17 protein-coding genes are annotated in these 21,678 nt (G+C 70.7%); 13 read left to right on the plus strand and 4 right to left on the minus strand.

The features are described from left to right. Positions 1–8: 8 nt before the first annotated feature. From NZH93_RS45985 to NZH93_RS45995, 3 genes are all read right to left on the minus strand, one after another. Positions 9–1,241: an exo-beta-N-acetylmuramidase NamZ family protein gene (locus NZH93_RS45985; RefSeq protein WP_372507009.1), complete on the minus strand. Its 1,233-nt coding sequence runs from the start codon at positions 1,239–1,241 to the stop codon at positions 9–11. Then, complete coding sequence (locus NZH93_RS45990; protein ID WP_372507010.1) at positions 1,238–2,998, minus strand: glycoside hydrolase family 3 protein; 1,761 nt, start codon at positions 2,996–2,998, stop codon at positions 1,238–1,240. Before NZH93_RS45990 ends, NZH93_RS45985 begins: the two co-directional genes overlap by 4 nt. Positions 2,999–3,524: 526 nt before the next feature. Continuing rightward, on the minus strand, positions 3,525–4,352 hold the full coding sequence (locus tag NZH93_RS45995; protein ID WP_259629678.1) for an HAD family hydrolase: 828 nt from the start codon (positions 4,350–4,352) through the stop codon (positions 3,525–3,527). Positions 4,353–4,799: 447 nt separating this feature from the next. On the opposite strand from NZH93_RS45995, the gene ssd reads away from it, so the two are divergent. The 8 genes from ssd to NZH93_RS46035 all read left to right on the plus strand — a co-directional run bounded on the left by ssd (position 4,800) and on the right by NZH93_RS46035 (position 11,721). Continuing rightward, positions 4,800–5,864, plus strand: coding sequence for a septum site-determining protein Ssd (gene ssd / locus NZH93_RS46000; RefSeq protein WP_259629679.1), 1,065 nt, complete (start codon positions 4,800–4,802; stop codon positions 5,862–5,864). A gap of 876 nt (positions 5,865–6,740) precedes the next feature. Next, positions 6,741–7,895, plus strand: a complete 1,155-nt coding sequence (locus NZH93_RS46005; RefSeq protein WP_259629680.1) for a TadA family conjugal transfer-associated ATPase — start codon at positions 6,741–6,743, stop codon at positions 7,893–7,895. A 161-nt stretch (positions 7,896–8,056) separates the two neighbouring features. Further along, positions 8,057–8,872, plus strand: coding sequence for a type II secretion system F family protein (locus NZH93_RS46010; RefSeq protein ID WP_259629681.1), 816 nt, complete (start codon positions 8,057–8,059; stop codon positions 8,870–8,872). After that, positions 8,869–9,426 carry a type II secretion system F family protein gene (locus NZH93_RS46015; protein WP_259629682.1) on the plus strand — a complete coding sequence of 186 codons (558 nt, stop codon included), beginning with the start codon at positions 8,869–8,871 and terminating at the stop codon, positions 9,424–9,426. Before NZH93_RS46010 ends, NZH93_RS46015 begins: the two co-directional genes overlap by 4 nt. 24 nt (positions 9,427–9,450) lie before the next feature. Continuing rightward, the gene (locus tag NZH93_RS46020; RefSeq protein ID WP_259629683.1) at positions 9,451–9,630 is read left to right on the plus strand and encodes a DUF4244 domain-containing protein; all 180 of its coding nucleotides are present in this window, start codon (positions 9,451–9,453) and stop codon (positions 9,628–9,630) included. Between the two features lie 32 nt (positions 9,631–9,662). Beyond that, on the plus strand, positions 9,663–9,983 hold the full coding sequence (locus NZH93_RS46025; protein ID WP_259629684.1) for a TadE family type IV pilus minor pilin: 321 nt from the start codon (positions 9,663–9,665) through the stop codon (positions 9,981–9,983). A 492-nt stretch (positions 9,984–10,475) separates the two neighbouring features. Continuing rightward, positions 10,476–10,811 (plus strand): Rv3654c family TadE-like protein, encoded by a 336-nt coding sequence (locus tag NZH93_RS46030; protein ID WP_259629685.1) that lies wholly within the window; start codon positions 10,476–10,478, stop codon positions 10,809–10,811. A 265-nt stretch (positions 10,812–11,076) separates the two neighbouring features. Continuing rightward, positions 11,077–11,721 (plus strand): bifunctional DNA primase/polymerase, encoded by a 645-nt coding sequence (locus tag NZH93_RS46035; RefSeq protein ID WP_259629686.1) that lies wholly within the window; start codon positions 11,077–11,079, stop codon positions 11,719–11,721. Here NZH93_RS46035 and sftH read toward each other — a convergent pair. Further along, positions 11,691–14,072, minus strand: a complete 2,382-nt coding sequence (gene sftH, locus NZH93_RS46040; protein ID WP_259629687.1) for a DEAD/DEAH box helicase — start codon at positions 14,070–14,072, stop codon at positions 11,691–11,693. The two genes, NZH93_RS46035 and sftH, sit on opposite strands and share 31 nt — an antisense overlap. A gap of 252 nt (positions 14,073–14,324) precedes the next feature. Between sftH and NZH93_RS46045 the strand changes: the two genes are divergently transcribed. The 5 genes from NZH93_RS46045 to topA all read left to right on the plus strand — a co-directional run bounded on the left by NZH93_RS46045 (position 14,325) and on the right by topA (position 21,678). Then, a complete protein-coding gene (locus tag NZH93_RS46045) occupies positions 14,325–16,622 on the plus strand; it encodes a sodium-translocating pyrophosphatase (RefSeq protein WP_259629688.1) in 2,298 nt (765 codons plus the stop codon). Positions 16,623–16,732: 110 nt separating this feature from the next. Further along, a complete protein-coding gene (locus tag NZH93_RS46050; RefSeq protein WP_259629689.1) occupies positions 16,733–17,332 on the plus strand; it encodes a hypothetical protein in 600 nt (199 codons plus the stop codon). Positions 17,333–17,448: 116 nt separating this feature from the next. Next, positions 17,449–18,081 carry a hypothetical protein gene (locus NZH93_RS46055; RefSeq protein WP_259629690.1) on the plus strand — a complete coding sequence of 211 codons (633 nt, stop codon included), beginning with the start codon at positions 17,449–17,451 and terminating at the stop codon, positions 18,079–18,081. 89 nt (positions 18,082–18,170) lie between these two features. Beyond that, positions 18,171–18,779, plus strand: a complete 609-nt coding sequence (locus NZH93_RS46060; RefSeq protein WP_259629691.1) for a hypothetical protein — start codon at positions 18,171–18,173, stop codon at positions 18,777–18,779. 103 nt (positions 18,780–18,882) lie between these two features. Beyond that, positions 18,883–21,678 carry a type I DNA topoisomerase gene (gene topA, locus NZH93_RS46065; protein WP_259629692.1) on the plus strand — a complete coding sequence of 932 codons (2,796 nt, stop codon included), beginning with the start codon at positions 18,883–18,885 and terminating at the stop codon, positions 21,676–21,678.

The following is a 21,678-nucleotide window of genomic DNA, read 5'->3' on the forward strand; positions in this document are numbered from 1 at the left end:
CGCGGTCCTCACCGGTAGTGGAGGTACGGACGTCTGGTGCGGCGGAACGCGGTCAGCTCGGCTTCCCAGGCCCCGACGACCTCGTCGACGCCCGCGCCCGCGTCGACCATGCGCCGCAACCGGTCCGAGCCGCTGAGGTTGTCGATGAAGTTGTCCGGGCGCCACGCGAACAGCGCGGGGTAGAGGGAACGGGCCGTCACGATCATCGCGACGGCCGAGCGGATCGCGTCGAAGCTCGCCGGGTCGGTGACGTGCAGGGCCACGCCGCCGCAGGTCTTGCCGACGAACTTGCCGAAGGTGGGGGAGAAGTACGTCTCGCGGAACCGGACGCCGGGCAGGCCCAGGCCGTTCAGCTCCTCGGCCCAGCGCCAGTCGACGTCCGGCGCGCCGATGGTCTCGAACGGCCGGGTCGTGCCGCGGCCCTCGGAGAACGCGGTGCCCTCGAACAGGCACGTGCCGGGGTAGACCAGCGCGGTGTCGCGCGTCGGCATGTTCGGGCTCGGCGGCACCCAAGGCAGGCCCGTCACCAGGTCCGCCCGCCGCCACCCCTTGACCGGGACGACGTCCAGGCTGCTCAGCCGACCCCCGTCGGACGGCAGGAACTCGGCGTCGAACAGCCTCGCCAGCTCGCCGACCGTCATGCCGTGCTGCTGGACGATCGGCTTGCGCCCGACCCCGGTGGCGAACGCCGGGTCGAGCTGCGGGCCCTTCGCCGAGCCGCCGACGGGGTTCGGGCGGTCCAGCACGAGGAACGCCGCTCCGGTCGCCGCGGCGGCGCGCATGGCCGTGTAGAGGGACCAGATGTAGGTGTAGAAGCGCGCGCCGACGTCCGCGATGTCGAAGACGACCGTGTCCACGCCCGCCTTGCGGAACAGCGCCGCCACCTGCGCGGCGTCCTTGCCGTACGTGTCGTAGACGGGGACACCGGTCCGCGGGTCGGCGTAGTCGCCCTCGGAACCGCCCGCCTGCGCCGTGCCGCGGAAACCGTGCTCGGGGCCGAAGACGGCCGTCGGCCTCCGACCAGCCGCGACCATGGAGTCGACGACGTGGGTCTGGTCGACCAGCACGCCCGTCGGGTTCGTCAGGACGCCGAAGCGCTTGTCCCGCAAGCGCGTCCAGCCGTCGCGCGCCCACTGCTCGGCGCCCGTCACGACCTTCGCGGTGGCGTGGGCCGGGGTGCTCGCCAGCGCCAGCGCGGGCACGGCCAGCGCGCCCGCCTGGAGGAGCTGCCTGCGCCTCACCACGTGAGACCGTGGCCGAGCGGGAACCTCGTCGGCCCCGGCACCTCCACCGGCAGCTTCGCCTTCGGGCCGACCTCGCCGTAGACGACCTTGGCCAGCGACTCCATCGCCCCCGCGCCGTAGGAGTAGGTGGCCAGCCACGTCGGGGCGTCGTACCCGACGTCGTACGGGTTCTGCACGGCCACCGCGACCACCGGCTTCCCGGTCGCCAGGAGCCTGGCCAGCAGAGACCGCTGGGCGGGTTGCCCGCTCAGGGCGTTCGTGAGCAGGACGACGACGTCCGACCGCGCCGCGGCCTGCTCCGCCGCCGCGATCTGCGCGTCGGTCGGGGCGCTGCCGGTGGCGAGCCTCGTCGTGGCCGTGCCGCGAGCGGTCAACCGGTCGGCCAACAGCGTCGTCGTGGTCTCACCCCAGCCCGTGACCAGCGCGGACGCGGGCTTCGCCCGCAACGGGAGCACACCGTCGTCGTTGCGGACGACGGTGGTCGTCCGGTCGGTGATCTGCTGGGCGGTCGCCAGGTTGGCGGCGGAACCGACCTTCCTGGGCACCGCGTCGACGTCGACGAGGACGTTGGTGAGCATGCCCCGGAGGAACTTCATCCGCAGGATCCGCAGGACGCTCTGGTCGATGCGGCGCTCACTGATCTCGCCCGTGCGAACGGCGTTCAGGACGCTCGTGACGGCCAGCCCCAGGTCCACCGGCATCAGCAACTGGTCGACGCCCGCCTTGAGCGCGAGCACCGGGATCTCCGCGTCGGAGTGGAGCTGGCGCACGCCCGCCATGCCGAGCGAGTCGGTGATGACCACGCCGTCGTAGCGCAGCTCTTCGCGCAGCAGACCGGTGACGACCGGCTTGGACAGCGTCGCGGGCTCACCGGACGGGTCGATCCGCGGGGTCTGGATGTGCGCGGTCATGATCGAGTCGATGCCCGCCGCGATGGCCGCCCGGAACGGCGGCGCGTCGACCTCCCGCCACTGCTCCACCGTGCGGTCCACCACCGGCAGGCTCGTGTGGCTGTCCTCCGCCGTGTCGCCGTGGCCGGGGAAGTGCTTCGCCGTCGCCGACACCGCGCCCTTCGCCAGGTAGCGCTGCTGGTAGCCGCGGACCTGGGCGGCCGTCATGTCCGCCGCCAGCGCGGGATCGCTGGAGTACGAGCGGACCCCGATCACCGGGTTCACCGGGTTCGAGTTCACGTCCGCGTCCGGCGCGAAGTCCTGGTTGATCCCCATCGCGCGCAGCTCGTTCGCGGTGATCGTGGCGGCCTTCTCGGCGTCCGCCGTCGACCGGCCCGCGCCCAGCGCCATGTTGCCGGGGAACTGCGTGGCGGGCGCGCCGATCCGGGTGACGATCCCCATTTCCTGGTCCGTGGAGATCGCCAGCGGAATACGGCTCCCCGACGACGTCGCGGAGCGCTGGAGGCCGTTCGACAGCGCGGCGACCTGCTTCGGGGTGTCGATGTTGTCGCGGCTGGAGTTGTTGAAGTAGATGACCCCGCCGGGGTGGAATTTCGCCACCACCTGAGCGGGGGTGTCGACGCCGAAGTCCGTTCGGTTCACCGGATTAACCTCATCGGGTGACTGCCCGTTCAGGTAGGTCACGAACAGTTGACCGACCTTTTCCTCCAGCGTCATGTCGCGAACGAGCGTCGTGATGTTCTGCGACAGGGCGGAAACGGGTTCCGCCGCGGCGGTCAATGGTGCGCAGATGCCTGCCGTGACCAGCACGACAACGGCCAACGGACGTCCGACCCGGCCCACACGAGCCTCCCCAGGCGTGTTTCCCACAACTATCCGGACATATTCGCAAGTTACTCACGACCCGCTGGTCGGTCAACGGGTGGGTATTTTGCCTCGTCCAGGGGAATCCGGCCGGATGAGAAAAGGGCGGGGGGGGGGGCCCCCCCTTTGGGGGGGGGCCCCCCGCCAACAGCACGGGCTTTCGAGTTACCAAGCGTGCAACTCGTGCCGTATCAACATGGCCTCGGCGTCCAGCGTCCCGGTACGCAGGCCCTTGACGGCAAGCCTCCCGCGGCGTGCTGCGCGTGGGTGCTCGAAGTCCGTGCACGGAGCTCTGCCGGGGTGGACGTCGCTTATCTTCTGCTCCGCCCCTGGCCGACCGGAGGTCCGCACCTCCATTTGTAGACCGTGTGCGCCGTCACAGCAAGGCCTCGGAAGGGTGCACCGTTCAAGCGACGTTCAGTAGCGAAAGTTGGTTGATCGCAGGCATTTCCGGGCCGGGTACCGCTGATCGGGCGGCGGTCGTCACCCGCCCGTCGCCCAGCGTCTAGCTCCGGCGCCGACGGCGCATCCCGTACCACGCCACGCCCGCCGCGGCGGCCGCCCCGAGCCCGATCGCGGTGACCGCGACGGCCGTGCCCGAAGGGGTGGAGATGCGCGCGCGCAGCGAGACCGGGTCGGAGAACGTGAGCACCGGCCAACCCCGTTGGGCGGCGATCTTCCGCAGGCCGCGGTCCGGGTTGACCACCGTCGGGTGGCCGACCGCTTCGAGCAGCGGCAGGTCCGTCACGGAATCCGAGTACGCGGAGCAGGCTTCGAGGTCGTAGCCGTGCTTCTGCGCGAGCTGCTTGATCGCGATGGCCTTGTTCTCGCCCGCGCAGTAGAAGTCGATCTCGCCCGAGTAGCGGCCGTCCGCGACCACCATCCGGGTGCCGACGCTGTGCGTCGCGCCGATCATGCCGGAGATGGGGGCCACCAGTTCCTCACCGGAGGCCGAGACCACGACGACGTCGTGCCCTTCCGCCTTGTGGTCGGCGATCAACTGGGTGGCTTCCTTGTAGACCAGGGGATCGACGATGTCGTGCAGCGTCTCGGCGACGATCGACCTGATCTGCTCGACGTCCCACCCCTCGCAGAGCGCGGTGATGTGCGAGCGCATCCGGTCCATCTGGTCCGCGTCCGCGCCCGCGAGCATGAACACGAACTGCGCGTAGGCGCTCTTGAGCACCGCGCGCCGGTTGATCAGGCCCTCCTGGAAGAAGGGCCTGCTGAACGCCAGCGTGCTCGACTTGGCGATGACCGTCTTGTCCAGGTCGAAGAACGCGGCGACTCGGTTGCCTTGTGCGGGGGTTTCGCCGCTGCCGGGATCGGTCACGCGGTCAGTTTAGGGCTTCGGTTCCGGCGGGCGTTTCGCTTCTTGACGAAGCCGTGGTGCGCAGATGATGGAAATTCCTCGTCTCCTCCAACGGAAGACAAGCACCAGTCAAGGTTCTGGGGATACAGTGGTGCTGTCCGGCTGTGCCGGACCGGTTCAGTCCGACCCCCCGGGACTGAACCACTGACGACCCCCGTCCCTCCCCCCTGGCGGGGGTCGTCCCATGTCCGGGGTCGGGTGGGCCGCCTTTTCCACGGCCGGTTTTCGCCGTTCAGAGCTCAACCCCCCAGGATCGCGCACGGCACCGACAAAGTCGGTTCTCGCCCGCCGACCTGTCCACAGCCCCGGTACTTGTCCACATGTTGATCTTCCTCGCTTGTGGGCTTGCTCACGACGGCCGACCGTTGACCTCGGACCTGCACCGAGTCGAATGGGAGGTGAGCCGGAGTGGACGCGAACCGCCCCGTGGCACTGGTGGGCGACGAACCACTGCTGGACGACCTGCTCCGCCTGGCCGCCGCCGCGGGCTGCGACCTGGACCGCGTCGTGGACGCCGCGGCGTTGCGCACCAGGTGGAAGGAAGCCCCTGTCGTGCTGCTGGACGAGTGGGGCGCCTTCGAGTGCGGCCTGCTCGACCTGCCCCGCCGCACCGGCGTCTACCTCGTCTGCGCCCAACCGCCGTCGCAGGCCGTGTGGCCGCAGGCCGTCGCGCTCGGCTTGGAGCGCGTGGTCGAACTCCCCGCCGCCGAGCAGTGGCTCGCGAGCGCGTTGGCCGACCTGGCCGAGGGCCCGCCCAGCCAGGACGGCCGGGTGATCGCCCTCCTGGGCGGCCGCGGCGGCGCGGGCGCCTCCGTGTTCGCCGCGGCCGTGGGCCAAGCCGTTCTCACCTCAGGCGGCCAGGGCCTGCTGATCGACTGCGACCCCCTGGGCGGCGGGTTGGACCTGACCCTGGGCACCGAATCCGCCGAGGGCCCGCGCTGGCCCGAACTCCACCTGACCGGCGGCCGGGTAGCGGCCTCGGCACTGCACTCCGCGCTGCCCGGCCGCACGGCCAAGCACGGCCGCCTCACCGTCCTCTCCTGCGACCGCGAGGGCCGAGGCCCGGAACCGGACGCCGTGGCCGCGGTCGTGGAAGCGGGCCGCCGCGCCGGCGAAACGGTGGTCTGCGACCTCCCGCGCCACCTGACCGACACGGCCTGCGCCGCCCTCGACCGAGCAGATTTGGCGGTGCTGATCGTCCCCGCAGAGGTCCGCGCCACCGTCGCCGCCAAACGCGTGGCCCACCGAGTGGCCGAACGCGGCGTGAACCTGGCCGTGGTCACCCGCGCCCCAGGCCCAACGGGCTTGAGCGGCAAGGAGGTGGCGGCCGCGGTAGGCCTCCCCCTACTCGCCTCCATGCGCCCAGAACCAGGCCTGGCCACAGCCCTCGACAGAGGCCACTTCCCAGAACGCACCAGAGGCCCCCTGGCCCGCGCCGCCAAAACCGTCCTGGAGGCCCTCCATGCCACCTGACCACCGTCCCCTCACCAAGCCACCCCGCTGGCCTGCTCTTGCTGGGTCACCTGACCGCTTTCCTTTGACCAAGTCACACCGTTGGCCTGCTCTCGCCGGGTCACCTGACTGCCGTCCCCTTACCGAGTCACGCCGTTGGCCTGCTTGTGCCGGGCCACCTGACCGCCTTCCCCTCACCAAGCCGCACGGCTGGCTTGCCCTTGCCGGACCACATAACCGGCCTGCTCTCGCTGTGGCACGCGCTTGGCCAGCCCTTGCTGGACCGCCTAACCGGCTTCCTCCCGTTGTGGCACGCGCTTGGTTTGCCCTTGCTGAGCCGTGCATCCGGCGCCTTCTTGCCGGACCACATGCCCCGTTCCCTCTCTCCGGACCACGTGACTGGCCTTCTCCTACGGGGCTTCTTGGCTGGCTTCTCCTTCCTGGGCTACTCGGTCAGGTTGTCCTCGCCGCACTAGCTGGCTGGCTTCTTCCGCTTGGGTCACGTGGCTGGTCTGCTTTAGCCGGACTACGTGACTGGCTGTCTCCCACTGGGTTACTTAGCCGGGTTGTGCTCACTGGACTACCTAGCTGGCTCTCTCTTGCCGGGTTACGGCGCTGATTTCTCCCTGCCACGCCACTGGTCTGCCCTCTCCTTCCTCTCTTGCTTGGCTACGTGGCCGGTCTCCTCTTGCCGCGCCACCTGACCGGCCTTCCCTCGCCGCATCTCCCGACCGGCCCTTCCTCCCCTCAGCATCCGACCGGCTGACCTGACGTCAGCCGTCATAGCCAGGCCGATATCGCGGGCCACGCCCCGACCGTTCCCGCGATCCGTCGGCCTTCCCGCCGGTCGGGCGGCTTCCCCGCACCGCCCGACCGGCCCACTCACAAGGGAGTCCCATGAGCGCAGACCTGGTCGAACGAGTTCGCCGTCGACTGGCGGTGGGTCGAGTCGAACTGACCCCGGCCGCGGTGGCGGAAGCCGTGCGCGACGAAGCAGGCGGTGTGCTCGGCGACGCCGAAGTCCTGTCCGCCTTGACGTTGCTGCGCCAGGAGTTCGTCGGCGCGGGCCCGCTGGACCCGCTCCTGGCCGACCCGGACACCACGGACGTGCTCGTGACAGGTCCCGCCGACGTCTGGGTCGACGGCGCGCAAGGCTTGCGCCGCACCGCGGTTACGTTCCCCGACGAGGCGGCGGTCCGCAGGCTCGCTCAACGCTTGGCCGTGGCGGCGGGTCGTCGCTTGGACGAGGCGGTGCCCTGCGTGGACGGTTGGCTGCCCGGCTCCGGCCCGTCGGGCCGGATCCGCCTGCACGCCGTGCTGCCCCCGATCGCCGCCGCGGGCACCTGCCTGTCCTTGCGAGTCCTGCGCCCAGCCATCCACGACCTTGACGAACTCCGCGCCCGCGGCACCTTCGACACCCGGACCGCGACCCTCCTCCGAGCCATCGTCACGTCCAGACTCGCATTCCTCGTCGTGGGCGGTACCGGCTCGGGCAAGACCACCCTCCTGGCGGCGCTGCTCGGCTGCGTCCCCCACACCGAACGCGTCCTCTGCGTCGAGGACGCGGGCGAACTCCAACCGAACCACCCGCAGGTCGTCCGCCTGGTGGCCCGCCCGGCGAACATCGAGGGTGCGGGCGAGGTGCCCGTCCGCGAACTGGTCCGCCAAGCACTCCGCATGCGCCCCGACCGCATCGTCGTCGGCGAGGTGCGCGGTGCCGAGGTCTGCGACCTGCTGGCGACCCTCAACACCGGCCACGACGGCGGCGCGGGCACCCTCCACGCCAACTCCCCGACCGAGGTCCCAGCCCGCTTGGAAGCGCTGGCCGCACTGGGCGGCCTGGACCGCACCGCGCTGCACAGCCAACTCGCCGCAGCCGTCCAGGTGGTCCTCCACATGCGCCGCGCCCCGAACGGCACCAGACACCTGGCCGAAATCGGCGTCTTCCACCGCACCCCAACAACCGTCGAGGTCCACACGGCCTGGCACCACGTCCACGGCCCGCAAGAAGCCTGGCCAACCCTCCAATCCCTATTGGACCGCCCCCACTGACCACTGCGGACCCACAGCGACGCGCGGCGTCGCTGAGCCGCGCCCTCCACCCAGAACTCACAGCGGCGTCAGTGACCGAAGCGCCCCTGCCTCCCAGACCGACTGATCTTTCTTTCCCTTGCCCTCAAAGCGATTCCCCACCCCGAGCAGGAGACCACCCCATGACCATGTCGACTTCACCCGCGTTGCCCCTGGCCGTCCTGGCCGCGGCACTACTGGTCCTCCCAGCCTCGGCGGCGGCCCGACGACTCCGCGCGTTGGGCCCACCTCGCCCGCACCGCCCGAGGAAACCCAGCCGCAGAGCCCTCGTGGTGACGACCTGCGTCCTGATGGGACTCCTCGCCGGACCAGCGGCCCTCGTCGCGACCGCGATGGTCGGAACCGTTCTGTGGCGCGGTTTCCGCTCTCGCGCCCACCAAAGATCCCGCCTCACGGCCACCTCGGCGCTCGCCGACGGTCTGGCGGCGTTCGTCGCGGAACTCAAGGCAGGCGCCCATCCGGCCGCCGCGGCCGCGGGCGCCGCGCAGGACGCCGAAGAACCGGCCGCGACGGTGCTGGCCGGCATCGCCTCCACCGCTCGCCTCGGCGGGGACGTCAACACCGCGCTCGACACGATGTCCCGCACCAGACCCGAACTCACCGCCGCGCTGGGGCCGTTGGCGCGGGCTTGGCGGCTGTCCGACCACCACGGCGTTCCCCTGGCCGACGTGCTCGACGCGGTCCGCCGCGACCTGGAGCGCCGAGTCGCGTTCGCGGGCCAGGTCACGGCGCGGATGGCGGGGCCGCGGGCCAGCGCGGCGGTGCTGGCCGGGCTCCCGGTCTTCGGCATCGTGCTCGGCGAGGTGAGCGGTACCGGACCGCTGCACGTCCTGACCTCCACCGCGGTGGGTCAGGTCCTGCTGGTCCTGGGCGCGGCGCTCATCTGCGCCGGTCTCCTGTGGAGCACCCGCCTGACGACCCAGGCGGTCGGATCATGACCTTCCTCCTCCTGGCCATGGCCCTGCTCGTCCTCCCGTCACCACCACCGGTGCTCAACCGCCTGACCGCGCCGGAGGTGAAACCGCGGCGGCCGGCGCCGCGGGCGGTGGACGACCCGCTCGCGGTCGCCGCCACGTGGGACCTGCTGGCCGCCTGTCTCAGAGCCGGGCTGCCGGTGGCGAACGCCGTGCACGCCGTGGTGGACGGCCTGTCACCACCGGCGGCCGTCGTCCTGCGCCAGGTCGGGTCGCTGCTCTCGCTGGGCGCCGACCCGGTGACCGCCTGGACCCCGGCCCTGGCCAACGAGATCACCGCGCCACTCGCGAGGGGCGCCCGGCGCACCGCGCGGTCCGGTGCCGCGCTCGCGGCACTGGCGGCGGACTTGGCCGCGCGCGTCCGCGAGCAGGTGGCTGACCAGGCCGAAGCCAGAGCCCAACGCGCCGCCGTCCTGGTGGCGGGCCCGCTGGCGGCCTGCTTCCTCCCCGCTTTCCTCTGCCTGGGGGTGCTGCCGGTCGTGATCGGACTGGCCACTCGATTCACCACGACGTGGTGACCCACAAGAAGTAAGGAGCGACCGATGCACCACCTCATCCGCGAAGCGTTCCGCGGCGACGACGGCATGACCACCGCCGAGTACGCGATCGGCACCCTCGCCGCGGCGGCCCTGGCGACCGCCCTCTACGTCGTCCTCAGCGGCGACATCGTCTCGCAACTCCTGGAAGACCTGGTCAAGAGCGCCTTCTCGGTAGGCACATGACGCCTGCCCGCCGCCGCTTGGACGACAGCGGCATGACGACGGTCGAAACGGCGATCAACCTGCTCGCCATGGGGCTCGTCCTGGCACTGGGCGTCTCCACGATCACGGCCGTGGTCGATCAACTCCGCTGCACGGACGCCGCCCGCGAAGCGGCACGCCTGATAGCGCGCGGCGAACCGGAGCGAGCCGCCTCGATCGTCCAGTCCGCGGCGCCTCCCAACGCCCGCCTGACCGTGCACGCGGACGGCGACACCATCCGCGTCGAGGTCTCGGCCAGACCCAGCAGCGGCCTTCCCGGTCTTCACCTGACCGGTCGTGCCTACGCGGTGCTCGAACCGACGTCCGAAGGTTGACCGCCGGTCAACAGAAGAGAGAGGAGTACCAGCACGACAGCGCCTCCGACAGGAACGCCCGCACCGACCCCGTGACCAGCGGTCAGCGGAAGCGCTCCTCACCCGTCCGCAGCCCCTCACCTGTCCGCAGCCTTTCGCCCGTCCGCAGCCCTTCGCCTGGCTGGGTCCACATCTGTTGGCACGGTCCAGGGGAGCGCTCTCACCACTGCGTGCCGCGCAACGACCCCGAGGCGCTCCTTACTTACGCGGGTGTCGCGGAACTGCCGCCGGTCACCCAATCGGTGGGCGTGGGAGCGCGTCCACGTGCGGTGGTGGGAAAAGTGGGAATGGCTGGTCTACCCGTTCCGCCGTGGCGCGGGTGGCCGCTGGGCGGATGGCGGAGCGGTGTGTTGACCGTTGGTCAACGACGAGCGGCGGGGGTGGGGCGGGGACTGGTCTGGTGTTGGTGGCTGGGTGGGGTGGGCCGTTGGGCATGACCGAGAGGAGGTGCTGGTGGGTGGGGATCGGGGGTCGGTGACGGTGGTGGGGGTGGTCTGGTTGGTGGTGTTCGGGCTGCTCATCGCTGGTGGTGTGCAGGTCGGTGGGGTGGTGGTGAAGCGGCACGAGGTGGAGGGGGCCGCGGATCTGGGTGCGCTGGCCGCCGCGGCGCACCTCCCCGACGGGGTGGTGGTCGCCTGTGAACGGGCGCGGTGGGTGGTTGAGCGGAGTGGTGGGCGGTTGATCGGCTGCGCGGTGAGCGGTTGGGAGGTGGTGGTCGCGGTCGAGGGGGTCGTGCCGTTGTTCGGCGCGGTGAGCGTTCGGGCCAAGGCGGGTCCGGCTGAAGGGTGAAGGGGGGTCGTCCGCGATGAACGGTCATCCATCCACGGTGAGCGGACTCACAGGGCGGTCGCGGTTGCTCTTAGCGTGTTCTCAGGTTCGGTCGGCAGTTCTGCCGCCCGCAGCGGAGGCTTCGTTCGCCGTGCCATTCCGACCAGTTGTCGACGGGGAGTTACATCCGGCGCTGTGGATGACGTTAATTGGAGTAGCGGCACCGACACGGTGTCCGGCAACACCGACACAGTGTCAGTGTTCAGGTAGTTGGAGGCGACAAAGCATGGAGTGGTCGGATAGCTGGCGCGGGGCCTTCCGCATCGAGCTGCGGGCAGAGGCGGTCGGCCTCGCGTGGCACGGGTGGCCTGTGCTGCCGGGGACCTATCCGGCCGGTTCGGAGAACGGCGCCGTCCAGTGGGCCGGTCGCGGCGGGGTCGAGACCGACGGTCCGGTGCCGGTGCACGGCGACTGGCAGGAGCGCGTCGGCACGGAGCCGCACCAGGTCGCGGCGTGGTGGGCCGGTCAGTCGTACAGCGTGCTCGGTGCCACGGGCCACGTGTTCGACGCGATCGAGGTGAGCGCCGACCTGGGGCGGCGGGCCGCCACGGCGCTGCGCACCATCGGGCTGCCGGTGCCGATCGTCGCCACCCCCTCCGGCGCGTGGATGTTCCTGGTCGAGTCCGGCCAGGAGCTGCGCTCCGCCCTGGAGGCGCACGGCGACGTCCGCCTCTACGGCAAGGGCGAGTACATCTCGCTGCCGCCGTCGCCGGTCCAGCACGGTGTCGTGCACTGGCGGGTCAAGCCGCAGATCTGCGGCTGGAACCTGCCCGCGTCGCGGGTCGTGCAGGACGCGCTCGTCGAAGCCGTGCAGATGCCTTCCCTGTTCGAGGCCAGTGCTCAGCGGCTGGTCGCCGCAGAGCGGGCCTGACCCCCAAGCTGGCCGTCCTGGGTGCTGTTGGTTATCTCCCCGACAACCCCGAGAACAGTGCCCAGGACGGCCATCCCACCTGCTTTGTCCAGCGGTTCGTTGCCATTCCCGCACTTCGGCGACTGAACGCAGGACGGGCACCCAGCCGGACACGCACACGAAGCGATCGCTTCCCGAGTAGCGACCAACCAGGGGATCACAGCGGCGAAGCCGCGGTCGGCGAATCCGGCCCCTCCTGGATGACCGTCGTGCACGAACACCGTCGCCTCCCCGGTGTCCGCGTGCAGTGCGGTCGACACACCGCCGATGTCCCAGCGGTCACAGGTCGCGAACAGCGGTAGCAGGCCGATCGCCGCGTGTTCGGCGGCGTGCAGCGCACCGGGGACGCGCGCGGGATCCAGACCCGCGCCACCCGGTGCGCTGCTCGCCAACAACTTCTCCGACACCGTGTACCAGACGGCCCTGGTGAGCAGCACCTGCTCGGGCAGGTCGAGCGGCACCTGGTCGATCACCTGGCCGGACGGCAGCCGTCGCAGGTAGCCGACGACCTGCGACGTGACCTCGACCTCGCCGAGGCACACCGAAACACCCCCGTAGTCCCGCCGCTCCAGCGTGCTGACCACGGTGATGTCGACCGTCTCGCGAGCCATCGTCGACCAGTCCGGCCGGGCGGCGTGCACGAGCGCCAAACCCTGCTCCAGGTCCAGGTCGTCCACCACGTACGACTCGCCCTGGTGCAGGTACACGGCGCCCTGGTGGACCGAGCGGTGCGCGGCCCCCGGATCGACGGTGCCGAGCATGCGGCCCGAATCGGCCTCCACGACGACGACCTGGTCGCCGCCGGAACCGCGGATGTCGACGGACGCGTGCGGGCGGTCGTGCGACGCCCAGTACCAGCCGTTCGGCCTGCGGCGCAGCAGCTTCCGCTCCACCAGGTCGGCCAGCACGGGCAGGGCCGCGTCGCCGCCGAACGCCGCCAAGCCGTCCGGGGTCAGCGGCAGCTCCGACGCGGCGCACGCCAGGTGCGGGGCCAGCACGTACGGGTTCGTGGGGTCGAGGACGGTCGCCTCGAGCGGGCGGTCGAACACCGCGGGCGGGTTGTGCACCAGGTAGGTGTCCAACGGGTCGTCGCGGGCGACGAAGACGACCAGTGCGCTGTCGCCGGACCGGCCCGCGCGGCCCGCCTGCTGCCAGAACGACGCGAGCGTGCCGGGGAAGCCCGCCACGACCACGGCGTCCAGGCCCGCGATGTCGACACCCAGTTCCAGCGCGTTCGTCGTCGCGACACCCAGCAGTTCGCCGCTGCTCAGCGCCCGTTCCAGCGCTCGTCGCTCCTCCGGGAGGTACCCCGCGCGGTAGGCGGCGACCCGGCCGGGCAGCGAATCGTCCACTTCGGACAGCAGCCGCTTGGCGCCCATCGCCGTCAGCTCCGCGCCGACGCGGGAGCGCACGAACGCCAGTGACCGCGCGCCTTCCACGACCAGGTCAGCGAGGATGCGGGACGTCTCGGCGCCAGCCGAGCGGCGGACGGGGGCACCGTTCTCGCCGCCGAAGTCCTCCAAGAGCGGCGGTTCCCACAGCGCGACCGTGCGCGACGCGCGCGGCGACCCGTCCTCCGACACGGCGGCGCACTCGGCGCCGAGCAGGCGGCCCGCCGAGACCGCGGGGTTCGTCACCGTCGCCGAGGCCAGCACGAACACCGGGTCCGCCCCGTACTTGCGGGCGACGCGGCGGAGCCTGCGCAGCAGCAGCGCGACGTGCGAGCCGAACACGCCGCGGTAGGCGTGGCACTCGTCGACCACGACGTACCTCAGCCGTTTGAGCAGCCTGATCCACCGGGTGTGGTTCGGCAGGATCCCGCGGTGCAGCATGTCCGGGTTCGTGAACACCCAGTTGGCGTAGGCGCGGACCCAGTCGCGTTCGGCCATCGGCGTGTCGCCGTCGAAGGACGACGCGTGCACGCCCGGCACGGCCAGCGACTCGACGGACCGCAACTGGTCGGCTCCGAGCGCCTTGGTCGGCGCCAGGTAGAGGGCGGTGGCACGCGGGTCCGTGCTCAGCGCCGTGAGCACCGGCAACTGGTAGGCCAAGGACTTGCCGGACGCCGTGCCCGTCGACAGCACGACGTCGCGCCCCGACCAGGCGAGGTCGGCGGCCTGGACCTGGTGCCGCCACGGCTGTTCGACCCCGGACGAGCGCAGGGAGTCGATCACCGGATCGGCGGCCCACGACGGCCATTGCGCCAACTGGGCGGCGCGACGTGGCATATCGGTGACGTGCGTGAGCGGGGATTCCCCGCTGGGCACTCCGGCGAGCACCCTCTCCAGCAGTCGGCGTCCCTGGTCGGCCACGGTCGGCAGCTTCGCACACGGCACCGACAATCTTGACACCGTCGAACGACCGTGGGCCGCTTCCTGCGTAGATAACGGTGTGTGCACGGTACGGGACGGATCGTTGCAGGCTTGCGGCCTATGAATAGACTCCGCCGAATCGCATCCAATGAGGGATGCATCACGTGGTGTCGGGGCTGACGCGCGGTTGGCCGGTCCGGTGGCGCGACGCGATGCGGTCCCCTGTTGGGCAAACACTCACCAGGAGGACGGATGTCCCGGCAATTCCTCGCGGAGGGCCTTGAACTCTCCGGAGGTGATCGCGGCGTTGTCGCCGTGATCGCCGTGGTCGCCCTGGCAGCCCTTGCCGTCGGCTACGTACTGCTCAGGGAGGTGCTGGCCGCGGGCCAGGGCACCCCCAAGATGCAGGAAATCGCCAAGGCGGTCCAAGAGGGCGCAGCGGCTTACCTCAATCGGCAGTTCCGCACGCTCGCACCCTTCGTGGTGATCGTTTTCGTCCTGCTGTTCGCACTGCCCGCCGACGACCTGAACGAGCGGATCGGCAGGTCGCTGTTCTTCATCTTCGGCGCCGTGTTCTCCGCCAGCATCGGCTACCTCGGCATGTGGCTGTCGACCCGCGCGAACGTGCGCGTCGCGGCCGCGTCGAAGGAGGAGGGCGGACGGGAGAAGGCGACCCGGATCGCGTTCCGCACCGGTGGTGTCGTCGGCATGATGACCGTCGGCCTCGGCCTGTTCGGCGCCGCTGTCGTCGTGCTGGTCTACGCGGGCCAGGCCCCGAAGGTGCTGGAGGGCTTCGGGTTCGGCGCCGCGCTGCTGGCGATGTTCATGCGCGTGGGCGGCGGCATCTTCACGAAGGCCGCCGACGTCGGCGCCGACCTGGTCGGCAAGGTCGAGCAGGGCATCCCCGAGGACGACCCGCGCAACGCCGCGACGATCGCCGACAACGTCGGCGACAACGTGGGTGACTGCGCGGGCATGGCGGCGGACCTCTTCGAGTCCTACGCCGTGATGCTGGTCGCGTCGCTGATCCTCGGCACCGCCGCGTTCGGCGCGCAGGGCCTGCTGTTCCCGCTGATCGTCCCCGCGATCGGTGTCATCACCGCCGTCATCGGCGTGTACACCACCAAGGCGCGGCCGGGCGAGAACGGCCTGTCGGCCATCAACCGGGCGTTCTACATCTCCGCGGTCATCTCCGCGGTGCTGTGCACCGTGGCGGCGTTCGTCTACCTGCCCAGCTCGTTCGCGAACCTGGACGGCGTGTCGGACGAGATCAAGGGCACCAGCGGCAACCCGGCGCTGATCGCGGCCATCGCGGTGATCATCGGCATCGTGCTCGCGGGCGTCATCCTCTGGCTGACCGGCTACTACACCGGCACCGAGCACAAGCCCGTCAAGGAGGTCGGCCGCACGTCGCTGACCGGTGCCGCGACGGTCATCCTGTCCGGCATCTCGGTCGGTTTCGAGTCGGCCGTCTACACCGCGCTGGTGATCGGTGCCGCCGTGTACGGCGCGTTCCTGCTGTCCGGTTCGGTCATCGTGGCGCTGTTCGCGGTGGCGCTGGCCGGTTGCGGCCTGCTCACCACGGTCGGCGTCATCGTCGCCATGGACACGTTCGGCCCGGTCAGCGACAACGCGCAGGGCATCGCCGAGATGTCGGGCGACGTCGACGGCGAGGCCGCGCAGATCCTCACCGAGCTGGACGCGGTGGGCAACACCACCAAGGCCATCACCAAGGGCATCGCCATCGCCACCGCCGTGCTGGCGGCGACCGCGCTGTTCGGCTCCTACAAGGACGCCATCACGCAGTCGCTGGCCAAGGTCGGCTCGACGTTCGACAACGCCGACTTCGTCGCGTTCACGCCGAACGTCCTGGTCGGTCTGATCATCGGCTCGGCCGTGGTGTTCATGTTCTCCGGTCTCGCGGTCAACGCCGTGACCAGGGCCGCGGGCGCCATCGTGTTCGAGGTGCGCCGCCAGTTCCGCGAGAACCCCGGCATCATGGACTACTCGGTGAAGCCGGAGTACGGCAAGGTCGTCGACATCTGCACCAAGGACTCGCTGCGCGAGCTGGCCACCCCCGGCCTGCTGGCCGTGCTGGCCCCGGTCGCGGTGGGCTTCGGCCTCGGCGTCGGCCCGCTGGCGGGCTACCTGGCGGGCGCCATCGCGACCGGCACGCTGATGGCGGTGTTCCTGGCCAACTCCGGTGGCGCGTGGGACAACGCGAAGAAGCTGGTCGAGGACGGCAACCACGGTGGCAAGGGCTCCGACGCCCACGCCGCGACGGTCATCGGCGACACGGTCGGCGACCCGTTCAAGGACACCGCGGGCCCGGCCATCAACCCGCTGATCAAGGTGATGAACCTGGTGTCGGTGCTGATCGCGCCCGCCATCATCACCTTCTCCATCGGCGCCGACGCGTCCACGGGCATCCGCCTGTCGATCGCGTTCGTCGCCGTGGCGATCATCGTGGGGGCCGTCGTGGTGTCCAAGCGCCGCGGCACCGCCATCGCCGACAGCCCGGCCGAGACGGTCGCCAACGGCGCCGCCTAGCCAGGTCGATTGATCACGCCGAGAAGGCGCGTCCGGGTCCTCACCGATCGGGACGCGCCTTCTCGGTTCACACTGGACGGGACACCACGACCCGATCCAGGGAGATGGACATGAGGCTCAGCCTCGTCGCACTGCTCGCCACCGCGGCCCTCGTCGCCGGGTGCACGTCGGGCGGCAGCGGTTCGCCCGGCACCTCGTCGACCGCGCCGACCGCGGACCCGGCTGTGGCGTACGTGGACAAGGTCTGCGCGGCGGCCTCCGGGTTCGCGAACGCGGCCAAGACGCCGCCCAAGCTCGACGCGACCGATCCCGCCAAGCTCAAGGCCGACATGAGCGCGTACATGGGCCAGCTCGCCGACGCGTTCGCCAAGTCCGCCGCCGGGCTGCGGGCCGTCGGACCCTCGCCGGTCGCGGGAGGTGACGAGCAGGTGGCGAAGATGGCGGGCACGTTCGACGAGGTCGCGAAGGTGTTCACCGACGCGAAGGCCAAGGTCGAGCAGGCCGACGCGGCCGACCCCAGCGGTGGTTTGCAGGCGGCGGGCGAGGCCATCGCGAAGCTCACCGAGTTCGCCGAACCCCTCAAGGACTTCCAGGCGAGCCCCGAACTGCTCGCGGCAGCGGAAAAAGCACCGAAGTGCCAGTCGATCCGCGACCCCGCCACCACCGGCGACGCTCCTACCAGCGGCGTTGCCCCCACGACCACGTCCTGAGCACTGGTCTCGATTGGAGCACGAGACGCCGAACGGTGGAAAACCACCTCCGGATGGCCCATCGGGGAGGTAGGTTCGCCCCTCTCCGCTCGACTCGATTGCACTGGGAGTTCTCCATGAGGCACCGCCTCGCTGTGGTCGGCGTCTTCGCCGCCGCGGCCCTTTCCATCACCGCGTGCGGCTCGCAGACCGCGGGCACGGCCTCCGGTACCGGAGGCAGCTCGACCAGCGCCGGCACCTCCTCCTCGGCCGCCGTGGCGGGCGGCGACGAGACCGTCCAGTGGATCGACAAGGTCTGCGGCGCGAGCCTCGACGTCATCAAGACGCTGTCCACCGAGCCCCAGTTGGACACGACCGACCCGGCGAAGATGCAGACCCAGTTCGCCGCGTGGCTCGGTGACGGCTCCAAGGCCGTCGACGGCGCCGTCGGCAAGCTCAACGACCTGAAGAAGGGTCCGCACCCGGACTCCGAGAAGCTGGCCACGGCCGCCGCGGACATCTTCGGGCAGCTCAAGACCGCTCTCGACAAGGCCAAGACCGGTGTCGAGGCCGCGAACCCGCAGGACCCGGCGTCGATCGCCGCCGCGTTCACGCAGGTCGCGACCGACATGCAGGCCGTGGCGAAGGTCGGCGAGGACTTCGACGGCGTGCTCGTCCGCTCGAACCTGGCCGATGCCGAGAAGAAGGCCCCGAACTGCAAGGCCATCGAGGGCGCGAGCGGCAGCACGTCCACGCCGCCGACCTCCTGATCTTGTTCCGGGTCGCCGCGCGGACGTTCTGACGTCCGCGCGGCGTTCGGGAGCTGACACAGGTCGAACAGGTGTTCTACGCTCCGTGCGTGGGGCAACTGTCCTTCTACTCAGCCGAGGCGCGCCAACCAGGGGTTGGCGACCTGGCGGGCCTGCTGTGCGGGCCCGGCCAGGCGATGGGTTTCGGGCGGGGCACGGCGGCCCGCGTGTCGGTCGTGGTCGCGGACCGGGGTCGGGCGACCGCGCTCGCCACCGAGTGCGGCAGGCGGGGCGTCGTGGCGGAGATAGCGGCCGTCGAGGAGCGCGGCGCGCTGGTCCGCACGGCGTTCCGCGCGGATCTCACCCATTTGGCCGCTGAATGGCTGCGCGGGGGTGCCGCCAAGGCGGTGCCGTCGGAGTTCGAACTGGACGGGGCGGTGCTCAGGTTCTGGGCCATGGTGTCGGGCGGGCGGGTCGATTCGGCCTACGCGCTCGGGCTCGACCCGGACGCCCCGGAAACGCACGAACCGCTGCTAGCGGCCTTGATCGGCTCCGGTTTGCCCGCGACGCTCGCCACCGGACCGACCGGGGGGCCGGTGCTGCGGGTGATCGGCAGGCGCAGGCTCGCGAGGCTCGCGGAACTGGTCGGGGAGCCTCCGGGAGGGGTGGCGGAAGTCGACTGGCCGTCCGCCACGCCGGGTCCTCCCAACGGGCGATAGAGGGTCCTTGTGTCACCCTGTCCGGACCAGGCCTGCCCAGCGGGGCTGGTCGACAGTGCACACTGGCGGGTCGAAGCACAGGGTTGGAAGAGAGCGGGACAGCGTGGCTGGATCGACACGGACGAAAAACGGCTCCGGGGCTACGGGTGACGGCAATCGCCGATTGGTGATCGTCGAGTCGCCCGCCAAGGCGCGCAAAATCGCGTCGTACCTCGGCAGCAACTTCGTCGTGGAGTCGTCCAAGGGGCACATCCGCGACCTCCCGCGTGGCGCGGCCGACGTGCCCGCGAAGTACAAGGGGCAGCCGTGGGCTCGCCTCGGCGTCGACGTCGACCACGACTTCGAGCCGCTGTACGTCGTCACGCCGGACAAGAAGGCGACCGTCGCCGAGCTGAAGGAACTGCTCAAGGGCGTCGACGAGCTCTACCTCGCGACAGACGGTGACCGCGAGGGTGAAGCCATCGCGTGGCACCTGCTGGACACGCTGAAGCCGAAGATCCCGGTCCGCCGGATGGTGTTCCACGAGATCACCGAGCCCGCGATCCTCGCCGCCGCGGCGAACCCGCGCGACCTCGACCAGGACCTGGTCGACGCGCAGGAGACCCGCCGCATCCTCGACCGCCTCTACGGCTACGAGGTCAGCCCCGTGCTGTGGAAGAAGGTCATGCCGAAGCTCTCGGCGGGCCGCGTGCAGTCGGTGGCGACCCGGATCGTGGTGGAGCGCGAGCGGGAGCGGATGAAGTTCGTCTCCTCCTCCTACTGGGACATCTCGGCCACGATGGACGCGGGCGCCGAGGCGACGCCGCGCAACTTCGGCGCGCGCATGGTCGCCGTCGACGGCGTCCGGCTGGCGCTCGGCCGCGACTTCGGGTCGGACGGCAAGCTCAAGGCCGGGTCCGAGGTGCGGCTGCTGAACGAGGCCGAGGCGCGGGCGTTGGCCGCCGGTCTGGTGGACGTGCCGCTGACCGTGGCGAGCGTCGAGGAGAAGCCGTACACGCGGAAGCCGTACGCGCCGTTCATGACGTCGACGATCCAGCAGGAGGCGGGCCGCAAGCTCCGCTTCACCGCGGACCGCACGATGCGCACGGCGCAGAAGCTGTACGAGAACGGCTACATCACCTACATGCGAACCGACAGCACGACGCTGTCGGAGACCGCGATCACCGCGGCCCGCACGCAGGCGACCCAGCTCTACGGCGCGGAGTACGTCGCGGCCCAGCCGAGGCAGTACACCCGCAAGGTCAAGAACGCGCAGGAGGCGCACGAGGCGATCCGCCCCGCCGGTGAGGTCTTCCGGACGCCCGGCGAGGTCGCCCGCGAGCTGGACTCGGACGAGTTCAAGCTCTACGAGATGATCTGGCAGCGCACGATCGCGTCCCAGATGAACGACGCCCGCGGCAACACCACGTCGGTGCGGATCGTCGGCAACGCGGCGAGCGGCGAGGAGTGCACGTTCTCCGCCTCCGGCCGCACGATCACGTTCGCCGGGTTCCTCAAGGCGTACGTGGAGACGGTCGACGCCGAGGCCGGTGGCGAGTCGGACGACGCCGAGTCGCGGCTGCCGCAGCTCGTCAAGGACCAGGCCATCACGGCGGCGGACCTGACCGCCGACGGCCACTCGACCAGCCCACCCTCGCGCTTCACCGAGGCCAGCCTGATCAAGACGATGGAAGAGCTGGGGATCGGTCGCCCGTCGACGTACGCGTCGATCATCAGCACCGTGCAGGACCGCGGCTACGTGTGGAAGAAGGGGTCCGCGCTGGTGCCCTCGTGGGTCGCCTTCGCGGTGGTCGGGCTGCTGGAGCAGCACTTCGGCCGCCTGGTGGACTACGACTTCACCGCCGCGCTCGAGGACGAGCTGGACGGCATCGCCGCGGGTCGCCAGCAGCGCACGACGTGGCTGTCCGGCTTCTACTTCGGCGGCAGCGTCGGCCCGGAGAGCTCCATCGGCCGGTCCGGTGGCTTGAAGAAGCTCGTCGGGTCGAGCGTCGAGGAGATCGACGCCCGCCTGGTGAACTCGATCGTGCTGTTCGACGACGACGAGGGCCGCCCCGTCGTGGTCCGGGTCGGTCGCTACGGCCCGTACCTGGAGCGCGAGGTCGTCGGCGACAACGGCGACCCGACCGCGCAGCGCGCCAACCTGCCCGACGACATGCCGCCGGACGAGCTGAACCTGGAGCTGGCCGAGAAGCTGTTCTCGACCCCCCAGGAAGGGCGTTCGCTGGGTGTCGATCCGGTCAGCGGCAACGAGATCCTGGCGAAGGAAGGCCGCTTCGGGCCGTACGTGACCGAGGTCCTGCCGGAGCCCGCGGCGGAGGAGAAGACCACCGCGAAGAAGGCCGCTGACGCCAAGAAGCAGGGGAAGCCGCGCACCGGCTCGCTGTTCAAGGACATGTCCCTGGACACCGTGACGCTGGACGACGCGCTGAAGCTGCTGTCGCTGCCCAGGGTCGTCGGCAAGGACCCGGAGACCGGGGCCGAGATCACCGCGCAGAACGGGCGCTACGGGCCGTACCTGAAGAAGGGCACGGACTCGCGTTCGCTCACGAGCGAGGACCAGTTGTTCACGGTCACGCTCGACGAGGCGCTGAAGATCTACTCCGAGCCGAAGAAGCGCGGCCGTTCGGCGACGAGCGCCCCGCCGCTCAAGGAGCTGGGCAACGACCCGGTGTCCGGCAAGCCGATGGTGGTCAAGGACGGCCGGTTCGGCCCGTACGTGACCGACGGCGAGACCAACGGGTCGCTGCGCAAGAGCGACAGTGTCGAGGGCCTCACCGACGAGCGCGCGTCCGAGCTGCTGGCCGAGAAGCGCGCCAAGGGTCCGGTCACCAAGAAGAAGCCCGCGGCGAAGAAGCCGGCGGCACCGCGCAAGAAGGCGCCCGCCAAGACGAAGAGCTGA

Origin of the sequence: Umezawaea endophytica (genome assembly GCF_025061645.1) — a bacterium.
Taxonomy (GTDB): Bacteria; Actinomycetota; Actinomycetes; order Mycobacteriales; family Pseudonocardiaceae; genus Umezawaea; species Umezawaea endophytica.